The sequence below is a fragment of the Streptomyces sp. NBC_01426 genome (assembly GCF_036231985.1).
GTDB lineage: Bacteria > Actinomycetota > Actinomycetes > Streptomycetales > Streptomycetaceae > Streptomyces.
Map to the genome: position 1 here is coordinate 122,986 of NZ_CP109502.1, position 21,944 is coordinate 144,929.

28 protein-coding genes are annotated in these 21,944 nt (G+C 69.2%); 2 read left to right on the top strand and 26 right to left on the bottom strand.

Annotation, left to right across the window (positions count from 1 at the left end):
* Window positions 1–13: 13 nt before the first annotated feature.
* The 22 genes from OG906_RS38960 to OG906_RS39065 form a co-directional block, all read right to left on the bottom strand.
* Window positions 14–907: an endonuclease/exonuclease/phosphatase family protein gene (locus OG906_RS38960; RefSeq protein ID WP_190148945.1), complete on the bottom strand. Its 894-nt coding sequence runs from the start codon at window positions 905–907 to the stop codon at window positions 14–16.
* Between the two features lie 54 nt (window positions 908–961).
* Window positions 962–1,798: an endonuclease/exonuclease/phosphatase family protein gene (locus OG906_RS38965; RefSeq protein WP_006378895.1), complete on the bottom strand. Its 837-nt coding sequence runs from the start codon at window positions 1,796–1,798 to the stop codon at window positions 962–964.
* Window positions 1,795–2,724, bottom strand: coding sequence for an endonuclease/exonuclease/phosphatase family protein (locus OG906_RS38970; RefSeq protein WP_329449025.1), 930 nt, complete (start codon window positions 2,722–2,724; stop codon window positions 1,795–1,797). The genes OG906_RS38965 and OG906_RS38970 overlap by 4 nt, the downstream gene beginning before the upstream one ends.
* The gene (locus OG906_RS38975) at window positions 2,721–3,338 is read right to left on the bottom strand and encodes a DUF6624 domain-containing protein (protein WP_052350916.1); all 618 of its coding nucleotides are present in this window, start codon (window positions 3,336–3,338) and stop codon (window positions 2,721–2,723) included. The genes OG906_RS38970 and OG906_RS38975 overlap by 4 nt, the downstream gene beginning before the upstream one ends.
* A gap of 328 nt (window positions 3,339–3,666) precedes the next feature.
* The gene (locus tag OG906_RS38980; RefSeq protein WP_006378936.1) at window positions 3,667–4,269 is read right to left on the bottom strand and encodes a hypothetical protein; all 603 of its coding nucleotides are present in this window, start codon (window positions 4,267–4,269) and stop codon (window positions 3,667–3,669) included.
* Between the two features lie 74 nt (window positions 4,270–4,343).
* Window positions 4,344–4,622: a hypothetical protein gene (locus OG906_RS38985; RefSeq protein WP_234481278.1), complete on the bottom strand. Its 279-nt coding sequence runs from the start codon at window positions 4,620–4,622 to the stop codon at window positions 4,344–4,346.
* 272 nt (window positions 4,623–4,894) lie between these two features.
* Window positions 4,895–5,452 (bottom strand): hypothetical protein, encoded by a 558-nt coding sequence (locus tag OG906_RS38990; RefSeq protein WP_329449026.1) that lies wholly within the window; start codon window positions 5,450–5,452, stop codon window positions 4,895–4,897.
* 77 nt (window positions 5,453–5,529) lie between these two features.
* On the bottom strand, window positions 5,530–6,021 hold the full coding sequence (locus OG906_RS38995; RefSeq protein WP_190148949.1) for a LuxR C-terminal-related transcriptional regulator: 492 nt from the start codon (window positions 6,019–6,021) through the stop codon (window positions 5,530–5,532).
* Window positions 6,022–6,126: 105 nt separating this feature from the next.
* Complete coding sequence (locus tag OG906_RS39000) at window positions 6,127–7,362, bottom strand: cytochrome P450 family protein (RefSeq protein WP_329449027.1); 1,236 nt, start codon at window positions 7,360–7,362, stop codon at window positions 6,127–6,129.
* Entirely contained in the window at window positions 7,359–8,609 is a 1,251-nt protein-coding gene (locus tag OG906_RS39005; protein WP_212728758.1) for a cytochrome P450, read from the bottom strand. Before OG906_RS39005 ends, OG906_RS39000 begins: the two co-directional genes overlap by 4 nt.
* Complete coding sequence (locus tag OG906_RS39010) at window positions 8,606–9,205, bottom strand: GTP-binding protein (RefSeq protein ID WP_212728757.1); 600 nt, start codon at window positions 9,203–9,205, stop codon at window positions 8,606–8,608. The genes OG906_RS39005 and OG906_RS39010 overlap by 4 nt, the downstream gene beginning before the upstream one ends.
* Window positions 9,186–9,512: a DUF742 domain-containing protein gene (locus OG906_RS39015; RefSeq protein WP_212728929.1), complete on the bottom strand. Its 327-nt coding sequence runs from the start codon at window positions 9,510–9,512 to the stop codon at window positions 9,186–9,188. Before OG906_RS39015 ends, OG906_RS39010 begins: the two co-directional genes overlap by 20 nt.
* 26 nt (window positions 9,513–9,538) lie before the next feature.
* On the bottom strand, window positions 9,539–9,976 hold the full coding sequence (locus tag OG906_RS39020; protein ID WP_249938710.1) for a roadblock/LC7 domain-containing protein: 438 nt from the start codon (window positions 9,974–9,976) through the stop codon (window positions 9,539–9,541).
* Window positions 9,969–11,303 carry a sensor histidine kinase gene (locus OG906_RS39025; protein ID WP_212728756.1) on the bottom strand — a complete coding sequence of 445 codons (1,335 nt, stop codon included), beginning with the start codon at window positions 11,301–11,303 and terminating at the stop codon, window positions 9,969–9,971. Before OG906_RS39025 ends, OG906_RS39020 begins: the two co-directional genes overlap by 8 nt.
* The gene (locus tag OG906_RS39030; RefSeq protein WP_329449028.1) at window positions 11,285–11,779 is read right to left on the bottom strand and encodes a hypothetical protein; all 495 of its coding nucleotides are present in this window, start codon (window positions 11,777–11,779) and stop codon (window positions 11,285–11,287) included. The genes OG906_RS39025 and OG906_RS39030 overlap by 19 nt, the downstream gene beginning before the upstream one ends.
* Window positions 11,776–13,599, bottom strand: a complete 1,824-nt coding sequence (locus OG906_RS39035) for a glycoside hydrolase family 15 protein (RefSeq protein WP_212728754.1) — start codon at window positions 13,597–13,599, stop codon at window positions 11,776–11,778. Before OG906_RS39035 ends, OG906_RS39030 begins: the two co-directional genes overlap by 4 nt.
* A gap of 171 nt (window positions 13,600–13,770) precedes the next feature.
* Window positions 13,771–14,373, bottom strand: a complete 603-nt coding sequence (locus OG906_RS39040) for a hypothetical protein (RefSeq protein WP_329449029.1) — start codon at window positions 14,371–14,373, stop codon at window positions 13,771–13,773.
* Between the two features lie 32 nt (window positions 14,374–14,405).
* On the bottom strand, window positions 14,406–14,597 hold the full coding sequence (locus tag OG906_RS39045; RefSeq protein ID WP_006378574.1) for a DUF5999 family protein: 192 nt from the start codon (window positions 14,595–14,597) through the stop codon (window positions 14,406–14,408).
* Between the two features lie 108 nt (window positions 14,598–14,705).
* Window positions 14,706–15,032: a hypothetical protein gene (locus tag OG906_RS39050; RefSeq protein ID WP_329449030.1), complete on the bottom strand. Its 327-nt coding sequence runs from the start codon at window positions 15,030–15,032 to the stop codon at window positions 14,706–14,708.
* Window positions 15,033–15,238: 206 nt separating this feature from the next.
* Window positions 15,239–15,538, bottom strand: coding sequence for a helix-turn-helix domain-containing protein (locus tag OG906_RS39055; protein ID WP_006378966.1), 300 nt, complete (start codon window positions 15,536–15,538; stop codon window positions 15,239–15,241).
* 167 nt (window positions 15,539–15,705) lie between these two features.
* Window positions 15,706–15,831 carry a hypothetical protein gene (locus tag OG906_RS39060; protein WP_329449031.1) on the bottom strand — a complete coding sequence of 42 codons (126 nt, stop codon included), beginning with the start codon at window positions 15,829–15,831 and terminating at the stop codon, window positions 15,706–15,708.
* Window positions 15,824–16,177: a hypothetical protein gene (locus tag OG906_RS39065; RefSeq protein WP_229878022.1), complete on the bottom strand. Its 354-nt coding sequence runs from the start codon at window positions 16,175–16,177 to the stop codon at window positions 15,824–15,826. The genes OG906_RS39060 and OG906_RS39065 overlap by 8 nt, the downstream gene beginning before the upstream one ends.
* Before the next feature lie 574 nt (window positions 16,178–16,751).
* On the opposite strand from OG906_RS39065, the gene OG906_RS39070 reads away from it, so the two are divergent.
* Entirely contained in the window at window positions 16,752–17,204 is a 453-nt protein-coding gene (locus OG906_RS39070) for an ATP-binding protein (RefSeq protein ID WP_190148959.1), read from the top strand.
* Window positions 17,204–18,208, top strand: coding sequence for an aldo/keto reductase (locus OG906_RS39075; protein WP_006379101.1), 1,005 nt, complete (start codon window positions 17,204–17,206; stop codon window positions 18,206–18,208). The genes OG906_RS39070 and OG906_RS39075 overlap by 1 nt, the downstream gene beginning before the upstream one ends.
* A gap of 46 nt (window positions 18,209–18,254) precedes the next feature.
* Here the strand turns inward: OG906_RS39075 and OG906_RS39080 are convergent, their stop codons facing one another.
* The 4 genes from OG906_RS39080 to OG906_RS39095 form a co-directional block, all read right to left on the bottom strand.
* On the bottom strand, window positions 18,255–18,992 hold the full coding sequence (locus OG906_RS39080) for a 2'-5' RNA ligase family protein (RefSeq protein WP_006379247.1): 738 nt from the start codon (window positions 18,990–18,992) through the stop codon (window positions 18,255–18,257).
* A gap of 16 nt (window positions 18,993–19,008) precedes the next feature.
* On the bottom strand, window positions 19,009–20,358 hold the full coding sequence (locus tag OG906_RS39085; protein ID WP_006378694.1) for a hypothetical protein: 1,350 nt from the start codon (window positions 20,356–20,358) through the stop codon (window positions 19,009–19,011).
* Between the two features lie 85 nt (window positions 20,359–20,443).
* Window positions 20,444–20,908 (bottom strand): PPC domain-containing DNA-binding protein, encoded by a 465-nt coding sequence (locus OG906_RS39090; protein ID WP_006378560.1) that lies wholly within the window; start codon window positions 20,906–20,908, stop codon window positions 20,444–20,446.
* Window positions 20,909–20,935: 27 nt separating this feature from the next.
* Window positions 20,936–21,940 carry an asparaginase gene (locus tag OG906_RS39095; protein WP_212728751.1) on the bottom strand — a complete coding sequence of 335 codons (1,005 nt, stop codon included), beginning with the start codon at window positions 21,938–21,940 and terminating at the stop codon, window positions 20,936–20,938.
* Window positions 21,941–21,944: the final 4 nt, after the last annotated feature.

Genomic DNA, 21,944 nt, shown 5'->3' on the forward strand with positions numbered 1-21,944 from the left:
AGAGGTAGAAGTGTCAGCGGGCAGGCGTGAGGACCTGGCGGAGGACGTTGAGGTCGAACCGCGCGACGAGCAGGGCGTGGTCGGACACCTCCCGCACCTCGTCGGTCGCCAGGACATCGAAGGCGAGGAGGGCCGGGGCGAGATCGGGGGTGCAGTACATGCGGTCGATGCGCTGAGCCGCCCCCTGGTCGGTGCGCTTCAGACTCGCCGTCGCCGCGAGCGCGCCGGGCCGGCCGAGGGTGGTGGCGGCGTGCAGGCCGAGATCGGTGAAGACCGGATCGCCGCCGGAGAGGATCTCATCCGGCCGGGTGTCCGAGACGCGGCGGCCGTCACGCTCGATGGTGCGGTGCTGGTAGTGGACGCGGTCCGCGACTTTGTCCCAGTCCGGGAGCGCCACGGACTCCAGTGCCGTCTGGTGCGGGTAGCTGTTGGCGTCCATCCCGACGAGGGCGCTCCGGCCGTGGTCGGCGAGCGTGGTGAGCCTCCTCGCCTCGGTCGCGCGCATGTCCGGGTCGAAGTGGCACAGGTGGGCCGACGCCAGATCCAGTGACTTCGGACACCCCTTGAGGCGGACACGGGGATTGCAGATCGGCTTCCACGCCAGGTCGTGCTCGAACTCGCCGTCGACGAGGAACAGGGCGGGATCGACCATCACGCCGACGGGGTTGCGGCTGCGCCCCTCGCGTGGCGCGGCCATAAACGGCGTGAGGCCGCCGAGCCGGTTGGCCTCGGCGTACAGGTCGGCCTTCCCCCGGTCCCACGCGCCGGTCAGCTCCTGGCGCAGCACGATGTGCGGTTCGATGTCGGCGAGGATGTCGCGGGCCAGGTCGCGGTGGTCGTCGCCTCCGCTCGGGCCGCGGCCGTTGTGCTCGATGTTCCAACAGACGACGCGCAGTTCATCGGTCACGTGTGGGTTCTCCTTGCTGACGGTCTCGACGGTGGACGGGCGCGGCGGCGCGGTTCACCGGTCGGGGGTGAGAGCTGCATCCGCCTGGGGCAGTTCGAGCGTGACGATGAACGGCAGGTGGTCGCTCAGGCCCCGGGCTTCCTCGGTATCGGGGACCTCGCACCCGGTGAGGGCGGGAGCGAGGTCCGGCGCGAGGAGGATGTGATCCGAGCGGTGGTCCCACCGCTCGGCGTCGCTCCAGTAGCCGGCCGTGCGTGGCACCGGGATGCCGAGCGCCGCGACAGGATCGATGAAGCCTGCGTGCACGAGCTTGGCCATCGCCAGGCGGTCACTGCCGCCGTAGCTGCCGTCGGCCAGTTGCGACCGGTGGCGGGAGTGCAGTTCGGCCGGAATGACTCCCCAGTCCTCCAGCTCCTCGTCGACGACACCTTGGACGTTCAGGTCTCCGGCCAGGACGACGCGCCGGCCGGCGGCGCCGTACTCGGTCAGCCAGTCGGCTTCGCGGGAGCGGCTGCTGCCGCTGAAGGGCGCCAGGTGAGTGTTGAGTACGGTGAGTTCGCGGCCATCCACGGTGAGGTGGGCCCGCGAGACGACGTGGTGGAAGGTGCCTTCTGCGACATCGAGGTGGAACGCCGTGCACCGCACGCGGGGCCACCGGTAGAGCGTGACCAGGTGGCAGTTGTGGCTATTCGATGGGGCGAACTGCGCCTGCATTCCAAGAAGTTCGGCGAAGCCGAGCATGCGGGCGTAGCCGCCCTCGTCCCACCTCTTCGCCTCCTGCAGGCACAGGACGTCCAGGTTCTGCGCCCGCAGGAACTCCGCCTGGGCGCGCCAGCGTTCACCGCCGCCGTTGAGCAGGTTGTACGTACCCAGCCGCACGGTGATGGTCATGCCGCACCGCCGGCAGCCGCCGGGTGGCGGCGGCGGACCGACGCGGCGTGCCGGTTGTCGTGCGGCTGATACATCGCTGCAGACCGGTGCAGGATGGTGCGCATCTGCGCGAAGTCGAACTCGGCACGCAGAGGCAGGTGGTCGGACAGCCGGCGCAATTCAGGGCTGTCGCAGACGGTGAAGCTGGTCAGGGCTGGGGCGAGTTCCGCGCTGAGGTATCCGCGGTCGATGCAGTACCTGGGGCCTTTCGGTCGGCCGGGGTGGTCGCGGTAGCCGGAGCTGGGGGCCAGAGCTTCGGGCTGATCGAGGTGCTCGGCGGCGTGGCGTGCCATCTCGACGTAGCCGGCCGCCAGCAGTTCACGGTCGGGGCGCACGTCTGTGTGCCGCCGGCCGGCGCAGTCGTAGGTGCGGTTGGCGACGAAGGCGTGGTCGGTGTAGTCGTCCCAGCGGATGTCCGTGCCGACGCGATAGCTGTTCCAGTCGCCGAAGATCATGGCCAGCCAGCCGGGTTTGGCGAGAGTGGTGCACCAGCGGGACTCGGTCAGGCGGTGCTCGGGCGACCAGTAGCAGGTGTGCATGCTGACGGCGCTGATCTGCCGGGGGCTGAGGGTGCCGTCAGCGTCGCGGAGGCGGACGGCGAGGTTCGCCGGCGCGTGCCAGGGTGCCCATGCCTGCGGGTATTCCTCCGTGCACACCAGCGGTCCATCGCGGCGGACGAAGATCGCGTTGTCGTTGGAGCTGCCGGGTCGCGGGACAGCGATATGGCCGTCCATGTCCAGGAGTTCCGACACCCGGGCGAGCTGGTCCGGTTGGACTTCCTGTTGGAAGAAGATGTCAGGGCGCTGCTCCTGGACCCAGCGGGCGCCCGCCTCCAGGTTGATGCCCTTCTCCAGATTCCAGTTCAGAACGGTGATCGATTCGTTCATGCCGCGCACCTCTCGGGCAAGGAGAAGGGGATCGGGTCCGCTGTAGCGGAGGTCGATAAGGAGCCGAGCGGCCCGTGGCGCTCGCGGAGGTGCCGGGCCTGCTCGGCGTAGGGAGGCAGGTCAGCGCCGGCCCTTCGGGTGTCGAGCTGCGCGAGGTCGGCGATCGGGTGCGGCTGGAGCTGCCCATCAGAGCGGTACCAGTGCTGGGTGCCGTACAGCTGGGGCTGCCTGGCGTTGACGAGGCAGCGGTCGTGCAGGTGAGCCAGCTGGGCACGAGTGGCTTCACCCGCTGTTACGGCCACTTGGAGCAGTCGCAGAAGCCTCTGCTGAAAAGCCGGATCGTGGTCGCAGTGGACCGCGATACTCACGGCCGCCTGGCACGCGTTCTGGCCCACCGTCCGGCGCCCCGGCCACTGCCTGAGACTCTCCACGATGCGGTGCAGCGCCACGGCGTTGTCCTGCTGCGCCTTCTGGGTGGCCGCGAGGGCATCTGCTGCCATGCGGACGCGTTCCGGCCCGGGCGTGCGCCACTGCTCTCTGGTGATTTCCACGCGGCTCAGCAGTTCGGCAGCGAACGCGGCGTGACTCGGGCTCGACTCGTACGGCTCGCTCACGGTGTCACCGGCCTGGACGGTCCTGCCGACCAACGGCCGCGCTTTGTGTTGCCAGTCTGCCCGTGGCGGCACTGAGCCCGCGCAAGCGGAGCCATGGTGGGGGATGAGGGGGTGTTGAAGCTGGCGAAGGGCCCTATGTCGCGGAAGCCCGGGGGCGGCACGCGGACCGTGAGCAGAAGACGTGTCAGCTGCAGCGACACCCGTAGCCAGAGGTCACCGCTCAGGGAGAACCGGGTCTTCACGGCACCGCCCCCTCTGGAGTGGACGGCCGCGCGGTGCCGCCGCAGTGCCCGACCGTCTTTCGGCCTGTCCGGCAGGGTCACCTTGCTCATGAAGCGGGCTCCTTCTCCGCGGACACTGCGGGCAGTACGGGGATCTCCGTGGTGATGAAGGCGTCGAGACTGTCCGCGCGGCACGCATCTGCGGTCAGCAGGACGACCAGTCCGTCGGGCGGGCCCGCCGACCGGTGACGGTTCCACCCGCACTCGTCCACCAGATGACCGATGAGGCGCTCGCCGGCGGAGTCACGGTGGTGGCGAAGGGGGACGGTGCACGCCACCCGGGTGTAGTCACACAGGGCGGCGTAATGGCGGGCCCAGATCGTCAGGAGCCAGCCGATCCTGTAGCCGACGCCTGGGGCGGCAGCGGCGCAGGACAACGCCAGTGTCGGCTGAGCGGTGTCGGAGTCCGTCCACGGCGGCGCGGCCAGAGCGGTCCGATCGAGTTGGAGGCAGGCGACGAAGGCGTTGTCGTCGGTGTCTACAAGGACGGCCATCTCGCGCTCGTCGCGCAAGGAATCGAGTATCGGCCGGGCGCTCTCCGCGGGCAGCTCGCGCTCTCGGCGCCAAGTCATGACCTGGGCGCTGAGCACTTCGTATTCGGTACGTCCGTCCAGGTGACGGATCAGGTACGGAGGTGTGGTGGGGTGCACGGAGCTTCCGGCGGAATGAGGGCTTGGCGCAGGCCCGAGGAGGGTGCCGGGTGCACCTATGGAGGCGTTGTTGGTCACCGGCTGGCCCTGGGGCGCGGGGCGGCGCGGCGCGGGGTGCTGGTGAGGCCGGACGGAGCGGTGAGCGCGCCGTTGAGCAGCTCGGCGTGGGTGTAGCCGGCGCCGGGCGGGGTGTGCCAGTGCAGGTCGGTGCCGGCGGTGACTTGTGCGGCGGGGATCGTGAGGCGGGTGCCGGGCCGCAGAAGGCGTATCCCGTGACGGGCCCACGGCCCGGGGCGGACGGTGTCGGGGTCGAGGAGGATGTGCCAGCTGCCGCTGTAGGGGTCGGCGAGCACCGGCCCGTGCCCACCGGCGGCCTGTAGTAAGGCGATCAGCGGAGGTGCGAGGGTTGCCGGGAGCCGTACGGCGTCGAAGTGCTCGCCGCACCCCCAGGTACGTAGGCCGCCAGGCGGCGGTACCCACGGCGGCAAGGTGAGGGACGGGGATTCGTACGGGGAGGACGTCAAGCGCATCAATGTGTCCTTGTGGGATCGGGGCTGCAGGAGCGCAGCAGCGACAGCGCGTGGAGGTTCTCGGAGCGGGTTTGGGCGGACGAGGTGAAGCGCCGTCATAGCGCCTTCACCGCCGGGGGCCCGACTGCGTGCGGATCGTAGATCGCCTCTGTCAGCGCGGGTCTGGCGTGGGCGCGCAGCCGCAGACGGACGACGCGTTCACCGGTCGGACTCCGACTGGTCGGCGATCGGGTCTCCCACCCGAGGTCGCACAGGTACTTCAGTAACCACTGGGCTGCCTCATCGGCGGCTCCGGGCTGGCACGGAACATCGCACCAGATCCACATCAGCCGGCTGTTGGCCGCGTAATCGGCAAGCCACAGGGTCATCATCCGTCCGACCTGGCTCGACCCGGCCGTCACCGGGTCAAGGGAGACCAGAAGTCCCGGATCGCGGCCGTCGGCGCCCCAGTGCCGCATATCCGGATCTCTGTGCAGGACAAGAGCGCCGACGAGGATGCCGCCCTCGTAGAACCCAAGGGCGCCGGCTTCCCGGAGAAGGGCATTGGCGCGATCGGCGGAGACGGTTATGCCCTGTCCAGCGAGCAGGTGGGCGCGGTCTGTGGCCAGGGCCGCGGCTTCAGCGCGAGCGGCGTCGGTGTTGATCGGCAGCACCTCGTATACGGGCGCCGTGGGCCTACGGCCCGTCGGAGATTGTCGCCGGTCGCCGTCATGGAAGCTGCCCTGGGCGCTCATCGGGCGGGCTCCGCCGTAGCCGTTGCTTCGGTCTCGGGCTGAGTGTCCGAGGTGCCGAGAATGCCCCACGTGTGTGCCAGCCCGACCAGGTGGGTTGCGTTGCGGGCGTTCCCTTTGTCCACGGTGGCGTCGATTTCGGCGCGCACGTCGTCGGCCGGCACACCGATGGCATTCCCGATGTCGGCGTTGAGGGTGTGCTTGGCGATGGCCCGTATGACCGTCACTTCGTGCTTGGTGAACGCCGGAACCGTCCCGCTGCCGGCCGGTGGGGGAACCTCCCGGGCGGCGAGAAGGGTGTGGACGAGGACGGCGCGCGAAGATCCCGGGCAGCCCATCTTCTTGCGGGCCGCACCGAGGTGGCTGGCCACGCCATCCACGGACAGGCAGACCTGGCTGGCGATCGCCTTGTTGGACACGCCGTAGACGAGTCGCGCGGCGACGCGCCGCTGGTCAGCAGTGAGGGTCGTGGCGGGCAGGGCGGTGGTCATGTGGAGTCCTGGGTCGGCGATGTTGTGTGACGAACGCGGGGTGGTGGAGGTGCGCCGGCGGGGACGGCAAGCACTGTCTCCGCCGACGCGGTAGCGGCGCCGCTTCTACGCCGAGGCGTGCAGCACGACGGGCAGCGCGGTGACGTCGGTGCCGATGAAGGAGCGCTGCGGCTCGAGGTCCTCGACCTTGCAGGCCAGGGCGATCTGGGGGAACCGCTCGAACAGGGCCGGGAGCGCTACCTCGGCTTCGAGCTTGGCCAGCGGGGCACCCAGGCAGTAGTGGATGCCGTGGCCGAAGGCCATGTGGTCCTTGTCGTCCCGGTCGATGCGGAAGGCCTCGGGATCGTCGTGGACGCCCGGGTCGCGGCCGTGGGCGCCGAAGCCGATCAGGATGGCGTCGCCTTCCTTGATGATGACGCCCTCGCCGAGGTCGATGTCCTTGGTGGCGTAGCGCAGGGGCAGGTGCATGATCGGCGGGTGGAGGCGGAGGGCTTCCTCGATGACGTCGCGCCAGCGCCGGGGGTCGGCCAGAACGGTCGCCAGCTGGTCCGGGTGGTTGAGGAGCTCGCGTACGGCGGCGTTGATGAGGGCGACGGCGGTCTCGCTGCCCGCCCCGATCATCAGGATCAGGGTCGAGATCAGCTCGATGTGGCTGAGCCGGTCACCGTCTTCCTCATGGGCGGCCAGCAGCAGGCTGGTCATGTCCTCGCCGGGGGTGGCCCGTTTGACGTCGATGAGTGTCTGCATGGCCTGGTAGAGGTCGTGCTTGGTCGCTTCGGCCTGCTCCGCAGTGACGTCGGTGGCGAGGACGGAGTCGATGACGCGGAGCATCTCGGGGCGCTGATCGGCGGGAACTCCGAAGAGGTCGCAGATCAGGCGTGTGGGCACCCGGTAGGAGAAGTGGGTGCGCAGATCGACGGGCGCGGTCTGGTCCTGGTGGGCCAGGGTGTCGAGGAGGTCGGTGACGATGGCCTGGAGGACCGGGCGCATCGCTTCGACCCGCCCGGGGGTGAAGGCGCGGCTGACCAGTTGGCGCAGGCGTTTGTGGTCGTCGCCGTCGGAGGTGAACATCGAGACGACGTCGACCCAGGCGTAGAGCCACGGTATGGAACCCGGGGTGTGGGAGGGCCAGGACTTGCGGGCGTCCTTGGAGACATGGGGATGGGTGAGGAGCCGCTTGGCGACGTCTCCGCGGGTGACCGACCAGGCGGGGACATCTTCCGGCATGCGGACCCGGACGGCCGGGCCGGCCGCCCGAAGCTCGTCGGCCTGGGCGAACAGGCGGCGGCCGCCGCTGCTGTCGAGTGTCACGGTCGCGGTCCGGGCGGGGGTGCTGGTCACGAGGAACCTCCTGCGAGAGCGGCGGTGGGAAGACGGTCTTGCGACTTGGGCCGGAACCTGACGGGCATCGTCTGCGGGCACTGGTGGAAAGGGCCGTGCCGCAGGAGGGGTTCCGGGTCGGTGGAGATCAGCTCCATGTCCCAGAGCTGGTCCAGAACGGTCTCGACACCGGTCTGGACGATCGTGGTCGCCTGGGAGATCGCGGGGCAGCGGTGCGGGCCCGCCGACCAGGCGAGGTGGCTGCGGTTGTCGTACCCGAGGTCGTCGGGGAGCGCCGGGTCGGTGTTCGCTGCCGCGTGGGAGATGAGAACAGGGGTCCCTGCCTGCACGTACGCCCCGTGGAGGTAGGTGTCGTGGCGGGCGAAGTGGACGGAGAAGTTCGCCATCGGCGGGCGCTGCCACAGTGCCTTCTCCAGGGCGCGGCGCACGGTGAGAGTTCCGGCGGCGAGGTTGCCGGCGTAGTCGTCGTCGCGCAGGAGCAGGTGAAGGGTCCAGGCGGTGCACGCGGCGGCGGGGATGATGCCGGCGCCGACGGCGCAGAACAGCTGGTTGAGTGCTTCCTCGTCCGTCAGGGCGGCGGCGTGGTTGATCATCCAGGAGGTGAGGTCCTGGCCGGGCTGGGCGCGGCGAATCTGGATGAGCTCGTACAGGAGTCCTGCGAAGTCGGCTGCGCCCTGGGCCGCTTCGGGGCCGGCGCTGATGAGGTCCTGGCACGCGCGCACCATGCGGGTGGACTTCTCGGGCGGGCATCCCAGGAGTTCGGCGAACACCAGCATGGGGAGGATGTCGGCGAAGTCGCTCATGATGTCGGCCTGGCCGTCCCCGATGATCCGGGCGATCAGCGTCAGGGCGCTGCGTTGAGTGATCTCCCTGAGCCAGTGGGGGCTGATGCGGGCGATGCAGTCGTCCATCGCCCAGCGCAGGCGGGCGTGCTCCTGGTCGTCGGTGTAGAGGACCGAGGGACGCCAGGCCATCATGCCCAGCACGGGGCTGTCGCCCGGAACTTCGCCGTTGGCCAGGGCTGCCCAGCGGCGGGAGTCCTTGGAGTACGTGCGCGTGTCATTCAGGAGGGTGACGGCGGCGCGGTGCTGTGTGACGACCAGGGCGTGGACGGTGGGGGCGATCTCGGCCCAGCCGACGGGTCCCTGGCTGCGCAGTTGGTCGTAGGTGGCTTGAGGCTGGGCGGCGAAAGCGGCCCCGTGCAGCATGGGGCAGCCGCTCGCGGAGAGCGGGGGCGGCGATGTCATGAGGCGGGCTCCAGGCTGGGACGGGACAGCAGGTGGGAGACGAGTGCTATCAGCGGAGCCTTCGCCGAGCTCTTTTCCCGTACGTCGCACTCGACGAGGGGCGTGGACGGGTGGAGGTCCAGGGCCTTGCGCAGTTCGGCTTCGCTGTAGTGGGGGGAGGCCGCGAAGGTATTGACCGCGACCACGTAGGGCAGATCGGCTTCTTCCATGCGCCCCATGGCGTCCCAGGACTCGGTGATGCGCGCCGTGTCGACCAGGACGACGCCACCGAGGGCGCCCTGCATCAGCTCGTCGATCATGTAGTCGAACCGCGGCTGACCGGGGCCGCCGAACATGTAGAGCACGATGTCGTCGGTCAGGGTCAGGCGGCCGAAGTCGAGCGCGACCGTGGTGGTGTTCTTGTCCGACAACCCGCGCAGCGTGTCGACGATCTCGCCGGCTTTCGTCATCCGTTCCTCGGTTGACGTGGGCCTGATCTCGGAGACCGCACCGACGAACGTGGTCTTGCCGACGGCGAATGGGCCCAGCACGACGATCTTCACCGAGTGGCTGACACCGGGCGCCAGGTAGTTGCCCTCAGAGGTCGATGAGCGCATTGCGGATCCTCTCCAGCAGCTGTCTGTCGTGCTGCTGAGCGGCGGGTACGGGGTCACGGCTGACGAGGTGGCTGCTGTCGACGAGGGAGGAGACCAGCACCTTCGTCACAGCGGCCGGGAGTTGCAGGTCGGCGCTGACCTCGGCCAGCGACAGCACTCCGGGCAGGCAGTGCTGCATCAGCCGGCGGGAGTGTGCGTCCAGGCCGTGCAGCGGCTTGTCCGGGTCGGCGATCAGCAGAGTGGCCAGGTCCAGGGTGCGGCGGGTGGGCGCGGCCCTTCCCCCGGTCGGGGTGTAGGGCCGCACCATCCCGGCGCGCCGCCGGCCGCGGGGGGTCACGACGTTCCGTACGCTGTCCGCTCCCGGGCGGACAGCGCGGGAGCCAGGCCCTTGATGGCCTTGATCGTCGCCCCGGAGGCGACGGCCACTTCGGGCGCGGTCATCTCCGCGGTGACGGATACAGCCAGCGCGGTGTTGTGCCCGGCTCCGAAGACGAGGATGCAGCGGTTCGGCAGGTCGATGATGACCTTGCGGGGGGTGTCCTCGTCCTCGTTCGCTTCGGCGAGCTCGGCGATGGAGCGGCCGAGAGAGAAGATGCTCGAGGAACTGGCCCCAGCTCGGTCGGCCACATCGCGGTGGACGCCGTCCGAGTGGGCCAGCACCATGCCGTCGGAGCTGAAGAGGACGGCGTGCAGAACGCCCTTCTCCTCCGCGAGACGGTTGAGGACCCAGGACATGTCGTGGGTGTCGGCGGTGGGCTGCTGGTCAGGCACGGAACTGCTCTCCTTCGGTGGGGCTGGACTCGTGGTCGCGGATGGTCTCCGCCAGGTGGGCAAAGCCCTGCGTGAACGCCTCCGGGTCCTCGGCAGGCGCTGGCGCGCCGGTGGCTACGGGGGCTGTGGGACGGGGCGAGCGCCTGCGCCGCTGCGGCAGGACACTGCCGTCCGACGGCTCACCCTGTCGGTCGGCCTGGCCCCCTTCCGGGGGAGCCTCGGTCGGTGAGGCCGAGGCGTGGCCTGTGGCCCGAGTGGCCGCTGCTCGGCGCTCCGCCTGGGTCTCCTCTGCGGTCGGACCGTGTCCGAAGAGTTCCCGCGGGATGCGAAGGACGGCCCGCACGCCGCCGTACGGGGACGTACTGGTGACATCGGCGGCGAAGCCGTACTCGCCGGCGAGGCGGCCGATGACGGCGAACCCGAGCTGGCGCGTGTCCTCCAGAGCCGTCACGTCCAGCACGGTGTGCCGCGACAACTTCCGGGCGGCCTCCTCACGCTGATAGGCGTTCATGTTCAGGCCGCCGTCGTCGACGACGATGCAGAACCCCGTCTGGAACGCCTGCACCTCGACGAAGACCTTGCCGTCGGAGTACGCGGTGGCGTTGGACAGCAGCTCGGTGAGCGCCACCGTGACCGGCTCGACGACACGGCCTTCGAGCCAGGTCTCGCCGCTGCCGGGCTCGTAGGTGTAACTCACCCGCAGATAGGCGTTGATCCGGCCCCGCGCGGATTCGACGACCTCGCCGAAGGTGCAGTCCGCACGCTGCAGACCGGGCCACGAACCGGCCAGGATGCGCGTGCGCTGGAGCGTGTGCAGGGCCTGGGTGACCAGGTGGTCGAAGCCCATCAGGCTCTGGTGATACGTCGTGCCCTGGGGGTAGCGGTCCATCTCTTCGACGACGTTCATCTGGCAGCGGTGCAGGTGCGTCTGCGCCTCGTCGATGATGTCCCGCACTGAGGACCGCGCGGAGAGCCCGATCTGATCGCGGGTGACCGTGAGGGCCTCCTGGAGCAGCCCCATCACGGTCTGATGGCCGTGGTCGATGGGACTGCCGGCGAGACGCTCCTGGCTGAGTCCGGGCACCGGCACGCCACGGTGTCCGCGGGCGAGGGCGTCCACCAACGCGGGCATCCGCACCTCAGCGAAATGCTTCGATTCCGCCTCCATCGCGGCGGCGTATGCGAGCGCGGAATCCCGCTGGGCTTCCAGGGGTGTGACCCGGGCGGCCAGGGCCCGCTTTCTGCGGGCCTGCACTATGAGGCCCATCGATGTGGTGGCGAATCCGCCACCGAGCAGTGCGGTCGCGGTCACCAGCGAATCGAGCATGTGAGGTCCTCGCGCGAAGTGGGGGTCGACTGTGAACGAGCGGGGGCAAGGCTGAGGCGGCGTGCTTCGGGTTGTGGTCGAAGTGCTGTGAGCAGCGGTAGGGACGCATACAGCGGCAGGGGCGCGGAGTAGACGCGGCCCTCGTTGTTGCCGAGTCGGGCCCAGTGGAGATCCTCGGCCGGGCCGGAGCTCAGCGGGGGCACGGCCAGAACTCCGCTGTCGCGGTGGTCTACCGGCCAGGGCCAGCACATTCCGCGGCCGGAATGGGGCGGCAGGATCAGTACCCACTCGTTCCCGCGGGCCATCGCGGCGCCCACCGGGTGCGGGTTGATGTGACCCAGCAGGGAGAGAATCCGGCGTGCCGCCAGCTCGGGCATCGCCGCGGTGTCACAGTCGCGGCCGATCTCGACAGCGACCGGAGCGTCGGCGGTGATCGTGTCCGGGAAGAGGTCCGCGATCGCGGGCACCGTGTTCATGCGGCGATCACCGGCCTAGCCGTCCGCTCCAGCTCGCTCATCAGGACGGCACTCTCGATCAGGCCGATCATCGAGAAGGCCTGGGGGAAATTCCCCAGCTGGCGGCCGGACGCCACGTCGTACTCCTCGGCGAGCAGGCCGACGTCATTGCACAGCGCGAGCAGCTGCTCGAACAGGGCCCGCGCTTCCTCCAGCTGGCCGGTGAGCGCGAGGGCGTCGACCATCCAGAAGGAGCAGAGCAGGAAGCTCCCCTCGTCACCCGCAAGGCCGTCGACTCCCACTTGGTTGCCGTCGGTCGGATAGCGGTGGACCAGGCCATCGTCCGTCGAGAGCTCGCCGCGTACCGCGGCGACCGTGCCGATAACCCGCGGGTCGTCCGGCGGGAGGAACCCGGTGCGCGGGAGCAGCAGCAGGGCCGCGTCCAATTCGGTGGATCCATAGGACTGGGTGAACGTGTTCCGCTCGGAGTCGTAGCCCTTCTGGCACACCTCGGCGTGGATGGCGTCGCGGAGCTCGGCCAGCTCGGCCAGGTCAGCGTCGAGGACGCCAGCCTCCACCAGGCGCACCGTGCGGTCGACCGCGACCCAGGCCATGATCTTGGAGTGCACGAAGTGGCGTCGTCCGCCGCGCACTTCCCAGATGCCGTCATCCGGCTCCTGCCAGCGCCGCTTGAGGTAGTCGACGAGCCCGAGGTGCAGGGTCGCGGTGCGCTCGCACCGGGCGATGCCGTGCATATGGGCCAGATACAGCGTGTCGATGACCTCGCCGGGAACATCGAGCTGGAGTTGGTCGGCAGCGTCGTTGCCTACTCGAACCGGCGTGGAGCCCTCGTACCCGGGCAGCCAGGGCAACTCCCGCTCGGGCAGATTCCGCTCGCCCAGGATCGAGTACATGATCTGAATGTCGTCAGGGTTGCCGGCCACGGCCCGCCGGAGCCACTGCCGCCACGCCTCGGCCTCCTCGCGGTAGCCGGTACGCAGCAAGGCGGACAGGGTGATCGAAGCGTCGCGGAGCCAGGTGTAGCGGTAGTCCCAGTTGCGTACGCCGCCGATCGTCTCGGGGAGAGAGGTGGTCACGGCGGCGACGATCGCGCCGGTCGGCGCGTACGTCATGGCCTTCAGCGTGATCAAAGAGCGGACGACCGCATCACGGTACGGGCCGTCGTAGGTGCACCGCGCGACCCACTCCCGCCAGAACTCTTCGGTGGCCTCCAACGCAGCCCAGGTATCCGGGATTTCCGGTGTCGTGAGGTGGTGGGAGGAGTGCCAGCTGAGGGCAAAATTCACCGTATCGCCGGCGCTGACGGTGAAGTGGCTGACCAGGGCGTCTTCCTTTTGGACAGTCTCCACCGTGGCGTCCAGCCAGAGGGCGTCCGGCCCGTCGATGGCAACGGTGCGGCCCTGATGTTCGTAGATCCAGGGCCGGTGCTTTCCGTATCCGAAGCGCGGGCACCAGGCGGATGCGACTTCAACCGTGCCGCTGATCCCTTCAACGATCCGGATGAGCTGCGGGCTGTGGCCGTCACGGGGAGGCATGAGGTCAGTGACACGGATGCTGCCGGTCGGGGTGTCCCACTCGGATTCGAGGATGAGGGCGTCGCCGCGGTAGCCGCGTCGGTCCGCATTCGGGGCCTGGGCGCCGTCGGGGCGGGCGGGGCCGATCTGCCAGTAGCCGTGATCCCCGGTTCCCAGGAGGCGGGTGAAAACAGAGGAGGAGTCGAAGCGCGGCAAGCAGAGCCAGTCGATGCTGCCGTCCCGGCAGATCAGGGCGGCCGTCTGCATGTCTCCGATGAGTGCGTAGTCCTCGATACGCCCAGCCATGGAATATCCGTCTCGATAGGTGCGGGTGCTCCCGAGGTCTTGCGAGGCAAGGTGGGGAACAGGGGCGGGTACGGGAGGGGCTCGCTCAGCGCCACGACCCGCGCGAACGACAAACCTGAAGGCACGGAGGGCGGGGCCGGCTTCGAGCGGCCGCGGCCGGCAGCGCTGAGTTCATCGAGCCACAGCCTTCACTCGAAGGTCGTTCAGATCGACGGCGGTGCAGCCCTGGAGCGACAGCACTTGACGGCTCGCCAGCAGCCAGGGGAGTGCGGGGTCTTCGTAGGAGACCTTGACGACGTCCTTACCAGGGACCATGAGCAGTGTCCGCGGGTCGTAGAGGATGCCGGCGACACCCCAGGCCAGCGGCCGTTCGACCCAGGCGGCCACGTGTTCGCGCAGGTGCGGGCAGTGCTTGACCGCGATGAGCGCACACGGTGGGCAGACTGGGGCAGCGGTGGTCAGCTCCCCCTCAGCCACCGGCTGACCGACTTGCTTGAGAACGAAGAGCTGCCGCTCCGGATCCTGCTCCAGGGTGTCGGCGCCGCAGACTTGGCACAGCATCCGGCTCACCGCACGCCGTTGGCGAAGCACGTGGACCTTCGGGAACAGCGCTCGGCCCGATCCGGGGGCGATGGACTGCCTGACCCACAGCACCCCGTCCGCGTCGCGGTCGTAAGGCATCTCGCCCGCGAAGCCGATACCTCGCCCGCTCGGGTGACGCACCACGGCGGGAGTCCGGTGATTTTCCCCGCTCCACGCGGCGATGTACGGCACCGGAAGACCCCCTTGTTCGTGCTGGGTCCTGTTCATGCTGCGGCGCTCGTCAACCGGTGCGGAGCGACGATCTTGCCGTTGGGAAGGATCTCGCCGGTGTCTTCGAAGAGGAGGACACCGTTGCACAACCGGCTCCAGCCCTGTTCCGGGTGGGCCGCGACCACGACGGCGGCCTCGCGGTCCGCGGCCTCGGCGGAGGGACAGGTGGGCTTGTGCTGGCACATGGTGAGTCCTCGGAAGAATCGGCATTGGGGGAGGAGCGATTGGCTATCCGGCAGAGGGACCGGCTGCCGTGGGGGAGCACTCACCACGGCAGCCGGGAGGCAGCAGCACTACGGCCCTGCGCCTCGCTCCGGTCTTCCGGAGGCTGCGGTGACGGGGTGGCACCGGGTGCCTTCGGGATAGGACTCGGAGCCCGAGGGCGGGCGCTGGCGTACGGCGTTCACGGGGGTGTACTGCCGTGCGGCGGCGCGCGCCCCGCTCGTGGGGTGGTCGACTGCGGACTGCGCTATGAGGTGTTGTGCGGTTTCGGCCAGCAGGATCAGGTGCACCCGCGAGCCCATGTAGTCGGTCGGGGCGGCGCTGGCGAGGAGCGCGAGCCGACGCGGCCCGCCCGCTGCCAGCGCCAGCGCCGGCAGATGCTCACGGAATACGGCCACTATCTGGTCGACCTCGCCCTGGCAACGGGGAAGAGGTTGGGAGGGATCTCCCAGCACCTGGTCGATCAGGGGTACAACGATGGCGCCGCCGCTACGTAGGGGCCGCCCGAGGCGAAACAGCCGAGACGCAGGCCGTCGGCCGGTCGAGCTGGCTGCGCGAACGTCGCCACCGAACAGGGCGCCGAGAATCGGCGGGACGAGAGTGATCACGACAACCTCCCCGTGGGCCAAGCGCCAAGGCGACCGTTGCGGGAGGGGACCGCCAGGTAGTCGGCGTGCTTCCCCGTCACGCCGAAGTGGCGCAGCAGCGTCCTCAATGCGCCGAGTGGGATGGGGTACTCGGCGCGCTCCCACCGGCTGACAGCCGAGACCGACGCCCCCGCTACGCGGGCCGCGTCCTGCAGCGTGGTGCCCTTCGCCTCACGCAGACCGCGCAGGTACACGCCCAACACGATCCCGGCAGGTGCCTGGGGCACTTCGGTGGGCGGTGAGAGGAGGTCAAACATGATCGTCCTTGCGTGGTGTGGCCGAGCGGTTCAGGACTGGTCGCGTGGCACAGATGACCGGGTGTCGGTAGGCCCCGGCCGGGGCTGCCGGCTCGTTCTCTGTCCTCGGACGACGAGGACGGCCATGGCTCCGACGATCAGACTGATGATGATCAGTCCGGTGCTGGTCACCGCAGCCTCGGCGTGGATCCGGCGTAGGCGATCGTGACCAGCACGAGGGCGAAGGTGAGCGCGCGCAGGCATTGGTAGTTGGGGCACCAGGCCCGTCGGCGTGGCCGCCAAGGACTAGGCACGGCAGACTTCCCGGCGCTGCGGGACGGGCGTTCCGCGCGGCGCCCGCATGCGGTCCCTGGTACGGCTGAGCGCCTCGTGCAGCGCAGCCGCCGGGGTGGTGGACACAGCTACCGGCTCCGGCCGGGTCACCCACAGGCCCGTACAGCCGCGGCCGCCGTACCCGTCGCAGACCCACCGCCCGGTCCTGGTACCGGGCACGCAGTCGGAGTGGGCGGCCCCCCACCGGTGGAATGTGCCGGCCTCCACCGGCACCAGAAGGCTTTGGTGGCCGAGGCAGTACTTCAGCGGGCCAACCCCCGTGCCGTCGGCCACGAGGGCGTCGATTGCGGGCAGCCCCAGAGCCATTCCCACACGCACAGTGTCGTGGGCTCGCGGGAGCGCACCCGGCGGCGGTTCACCGATCGCGACATGCCACAGGTGGTGACTCCGTAAGTTCATGTGAACTGCTCTCCAGACGAGAAGACCGCTCGGGTGAATCGTGAGAGGGGGTTCTGGTGCCGTGCCGTAGCGGGGGAGGCCGGCGCGGCACCAGAACAGGGACAGGTCCCACGACTGTCAGGCGTGCGCGGAACCGATCTGGACGGCCCGGGAAGGAGCTGACCGCCCAGACAGCGGCCCGTGATCCGGTGGCTCCGGGACCGCGGTCGCTGGCGTCACTCCACGGTGACGGAACCGGCGGGACAGCGGTACGCCAAACCGCGGCCACTTGTGGGCCACTTCACCCGCGGCACGAGCACAAACCGAGGGTGTTTTGGTCTGCTTTATCCATCGTCATGGGTGCGGCGCAGCGACGGGCGGCGGGCGAAGTGACACAGAAGTGGCCGCGGTTTGGCGTACCGATGCCTGCCGTGTTCCGTCACGGTGGAGGTGGGTCGATTCCGGCCGCGCCGCAGGGCGTCTCGATCACGAGGAGACGAGGTTGCCTCCGACTACCGCCGAGCTGGTCCATGACCAGAGCCTCGGAAATCTGCTAGACCACTGCGATGTCGAGCTTGCAGGACTTCCGGCCCCGCAACGCACCGCACGCGTTGCGCTCACCAGCTTCCTGGACGATGTCGACGAGGGACAGCTCGATGACGCCAAGCTGGTCGCAAGTGAACTCATTGCCAACGCCGTCAAGCACGGCCGCGGCGCGGTCCTCATAAGGATCGAGGTCTACGAACTTGGCACGGCGCTGGGCGTCGTCGACCTGGGTCATGACACCGGCGTCCTCCCCTCACACCCGCGCAACTCGTCCGTGGAGCCGGACACCGCGGCCACATGCGGACGCGGATTGTTCATCGTCCAGAACCTCGCCAACACCTGGTCGGTCGAGGAAACCGCGAACGGAAAGATCGTCATCGCTGTGCTGACGCGGGAAGGATCTCGCTGATGACCGACTTGGACACCATGAGTCGTCATCTGGGACAGGGCCTCTTAGCTCATCCCCTGGGCGTCAACCTCGGCGCCGTCGGACTGGCGGGGAGCCCCACCCGCGGCGAGGACGATGGTCCCTTCCTCGACGGCCTGCGCCGCGCCGTGGAGCTCGGCGCCAACCTCTTCGACGCAGCGGACTCCTACGGAGCCGGGCGGGCCGAACGAATGCTGGGGCGCCTGCTGAGGGAGTATCCGGATCAGACTTTCCTGATCAGCAGCAAGGTCGGGAAGATCCGAGGCTCCGCGCCGCACGCCTACGCCGACCGGCACATCCACCACCAGCTGCAGCAGACACTGGAGAACCTCTACGCCGAGGAGCTGGACCTCTACACCCTGGACTCGTGGGACTTCGGCCCTCAAGACCGCTACCTGGGCACCGCAATCGATCAGATGCACACCCTGCGGGAAGTCGGCGCCATCAAGGCCATCGGAATGCGGGGGCCATACACGCCCGCCGAAGCGACTCCCGCCGAACGCGCCGCCTGCGCCGAGCGATTCCTCCACCTCTTCCGGCTCATCAGACCGAACGTCATCTGGACTCGATGCAACGCCCTGACGCCGACCATCACGCTGGAAGGCGAAGACCTCTTCGCCTTCACGGCACGCCACGGGGTCGGCGTGATCCTCGCGGCGCCGAAGGCCCTGGGTCTCCGGAACGCTCTCGCTCCGGCCGGCGCCGAGAAGGCACCCTGTGGGCTTGAGTCGCTGTACGCCAGATTCGGTGACACTCCGGGAACGCTGACCCGGCTCGCGTTGCTGTCTGGCGTTCAGCGCGCCGGCCACTGTGCCACGGTCGTCGGCTTCACCAGTGAGGCTCAGCTCGAAGAGAGCTTCGGGTCTCTTTCCGGACCCGTCCTCACGGCCGTCGAGCTGCGGCTGCTCGACGACGCGTACGCCCGAGTCCGCGCGCAGATGCACCCGAAGCCGAAGGAGAGGCTGGCGGCCGGCACCGGACTGTGATGGGCCAGCGCTGCCGGGCCGTTGCCGTCCATTGTGCGATCACCTTCTAGGCGAGCGTAGTCCGCGAGGTTGCGGAGGAGGGCAGGGGAACCGAGCGGATGGTCCTCCAGCGGTAGGTTCTGTCCTGGCGCCGCAGTTCCACGAGATCCACGGTCGTGAAGTGCAGCGGCACCGGCGGGAGAGACCGCAGAGGTTCGACGGCGTCGATGACCGCGGGCGCGGATCGCTCCTGGTTGCTGTAGGCGATACCCAGATGCGGGCGGAACGCCGTCGTCGGAGCGCCGCCGGGGACGCCGGCCTGCTTTCCCACAGCGTGAAGGGCGGCGTGGAGGCGGACCAGCGGTTTCCAGGGCGTGAGGCTGAAACGGACGGCGCCCCGTGAGCCGGCCAGAGGGTGAGCGAGGCCGTGGAAAGCGCTGACGGGCAGCTCCTGCGTCAAGTCGAGCAGGTGCTCCACCTGCGCGGTCGATACCTGGTCGACTGCGCCCACGCGCAGCAGGGTCACGTGCAGACCGTCGGCGGGGACAGGATCCATGCCCAGGTGCTGCAGAGCCCGTTGGCAGTGTTCCGTCCGCTGCAGCAACTGGCCGGGGTCCGGGAACGTGTGCATCCAGTAGTACTTGCGCTGCCGATCCGACCACCCGGGCCGGTCCCAGTGATCGGCCATGCGCTCGACCCGCTGGAACGCCCGCCAGTCGTGCTCGACGATCACTTCGGGATCGTCGAGGCTGGCAGGCGGCGCGCTGGGAAAGGCGCTGGGATCGGTGTCCAGCTCGGGCGACACGTAGCTCCTCGGAGGGTCAGGGTGCGATCTGCGACGCCCAGCCGACGGCGATCAGACCGACCTGCGGTTGTGACTGCCAAGTCCGCAGTTCCTCGGCATAGTCCCCTACCTCAGCTTCGTCGTGCCACCGCTCGGCGTTCTGGTAGAGCTCGACCGCCCTCTCCCAGACGGATTTGATTGGCCGACCGGTGCCTGATCTCAGGGCGCGGCGGCCCCGCGCCATGGCGTGCTCGATCTCGGGCGAGCCCTGCTTCAGCAGCGCGGATGCCACATCCAGTCCGACCAGGGCACGGCTCCACTCTGACTGTGAATGCTCGATCAGCTCTTCGATCTGGTCGGCGTGGGCCAGGACCTCCGCGGTGTCCCCGAGGGACAGCCGTGTGGTGATGGCGTTGGCGAGGGAGCGCGCCATGGAGTAGGGCTCGAAGCTGATGCACGAGGTGAGGCCGTCGGGGAGTGACGTCTGGCGGTCTGAGAGTTCGAGGGCGTGCCCGATGGCTGCTTCAGCTCCTGCGCGATCGCCGATGCGCGCGAGCGCCCGGGCACGGCCGTTGACCAGCAGTCTGATGGCCTGGGGGTGGCCCGGGGCGAGGGCGATACCCGCGGAAGCGGCGTCGTCAGCGTCCGCATAACGCTTCTGGTAGTAGAGGCCGAGCGAGCGGGTGCCGTTCGCCCACATCTCCATGGCCACCTCGCCGACCTCCCGGGCCAAGGTCTCCGCTTCCGAGCAGTAGGCGTCGACCACCTCGTAGCGGGCGCCGGCGTTGACGGCCATGTATCCGAGAAGTCCCGAGGCCTGTGATGCAAGCCGGAAGAGTTCCGTCCTCGTACGGGGCGGTTGGTGGCCGGCGAGGATGCCGTGCAGCGTCTCGCGGATGATCCTGGCTTCCCCTGCCAGATGCTGGGGCCCGAGCGTTTCGTACCGGGCCACGATGCTGGCGATCGTTCCCCTCACCATGCCGAGGACGGGGTCGTCGGCGTTGGAGCTGGTCAGCCTGTGAGTCTGGCTCACGATGGTCAGAGGGTCGTCGAATCCGGGGGGATCCGCGGGCGCGACAGGGGCGGTGCTGCGGTGCCCTGAGCTCCAGGAGCTGGCGTCGATGGGTTCGAAGAGCCGCTCGGGCGACATGTTGAACATGTGCTGAAGGACGAGGGCGGCATCACGGCGGGGGGTGCTTGAGATCGCACCCTTGCGCCCCATCCAGCGGGCGTAGGTACTGCGGGCAATGTCGGTGCGTGCGAGCCGCGGGTTGTTCTCCTTCTCGGCCGCTCGCGCCGCCGCTTTGGCGAAGCGGATGCAGAAGACCTCGTACGAGTCCCAGTGCCGTTCTTGCACCAGGAGGGCGAATCGTGTGGTGGTGTGCACCTGCCGTCCCCTTCAGGTGGGCTCCGGATGAATGCATGTGCTCCGCTGGCCAGGTCCTGGCGTACTGGCCGCGTCGGCCAGGGCGTCAGTCCGTCCGGCCGAACGTGAGCAGGGGCACGTCGTACAGGCCGGGGTCACGTGGGCGGGTTACCTCCGGGGCAGTCCACTCTTCGATGACGACCTCGGCAAGGAACTGCACTGTCCCGCCTTGCAGATGGCTGGTGCGTCCGTCGGCGGAGTCCGCCTTGAGCCCTGCCGAGATGTGGATGTGTGGGGCGACTCGCTCCTGGTCGGGGTCCCAGGCGAGCGTCCCGCTCCCAAGGACCTCCAGGGTCTCGACTTCGACCTCTTTCCACAGCGGGCGCTCTGGGTGCTCCAAGGGCTCGCAGGTCCCCACCAGCCGGGCATGACTGAAGCCGCCGATGAAGGTGAGGTGGCCCGCCCGGACGCCGGCCTCGCGACAGAAGCGGTCCAGGGACTCGTAGAAGTCCTCACCGTGCTCGAAGACGACGGCGAACGTCCGGCCGACGGTGATCTCGGTGGCGCGCATGATGATCCGATCGTGGGTCTCGGTGGGTCAGCGGTGCGCCGCGAAAGCGGCCTGGATCGTGGTCTGATCGGCGCCGGAGCGCAGCAGCGCCAGCAGAAGCAGCCGGGCCTTACGCGGCTCAAGCCGGCCGCCGTTGATCAGGCCACGGCCCAGGAGGTCGGTCTCGGAGCCCGGGCCGAAGTCGTAAGTGCCGGTAAGGACGCTCCCCGCCCCCGTCCTTGAGGTGAGGACGACCGGGAAGCGGGAGGCCAAGTTGCCCAGCCGCGGAGCCCACGTCCGGGGTACGTGGCCAGCGCCGAAGGCCGCGACGACCAGGCCGTCCAGGGAGCTCGCTGCGTCGAGGAAGGCGCCCTCACTTCCGAGCGTGGCTTCGATCACCTCGACGGAGGCGGGGCGGATCAGGGGCAGCTCGACGCGCGGCTGTCGCGGCAGGGCGAACTGGAACCGCGGCCGGCCTTCGATCAGGAATCCGACCGGGCCAGCCCCGGGCGAGGAGAAGGCCGACGGGCTGGTGCTGTGAATCTTCTGGACGTGGCGGGCGGCGTGCAGTTCGTCGGCGAAGGCGACGAGGACACCCATCTCGCGCGCTTCGGGGCTGACGGCGGTGCGCACCGCGGCGAGGACGTTGGCCGGACCGTCGGCCCCGGCCATCTGCGCGTGGCGCATGGCGCCGGTAACCACGACGGGCGCCGCCCCCTCGTACAGCAGGTCGAGAAGGTAGGCAACCTCCTCCAGGGTGTCGGTCCCTTGGGTGATCACAAATCCGGTCGTCCCTTCCGCGGCCTGCTTGTTGAGCAGCTCGGCGACAGCGGCGATGTCGTCGATCTCCAGCCACGCTCCGGGGATCTTTCGGAAGTCCCGCAGCTCCAGCTCGGCCTCCTCGGCGAGCTCCGGAACCGCGGCGACGAGGTCCTCGGCGGTCAACCGGGGCGCTACGCCGCCGTGTCCTGCTCCCGGGGCCGCCATCGCGATAGTGCCGCCAAGGGAGAGAACCAGAGCGGAGGGGAGCTGGGCCCTAGGGCTGGGGTCCATGAGG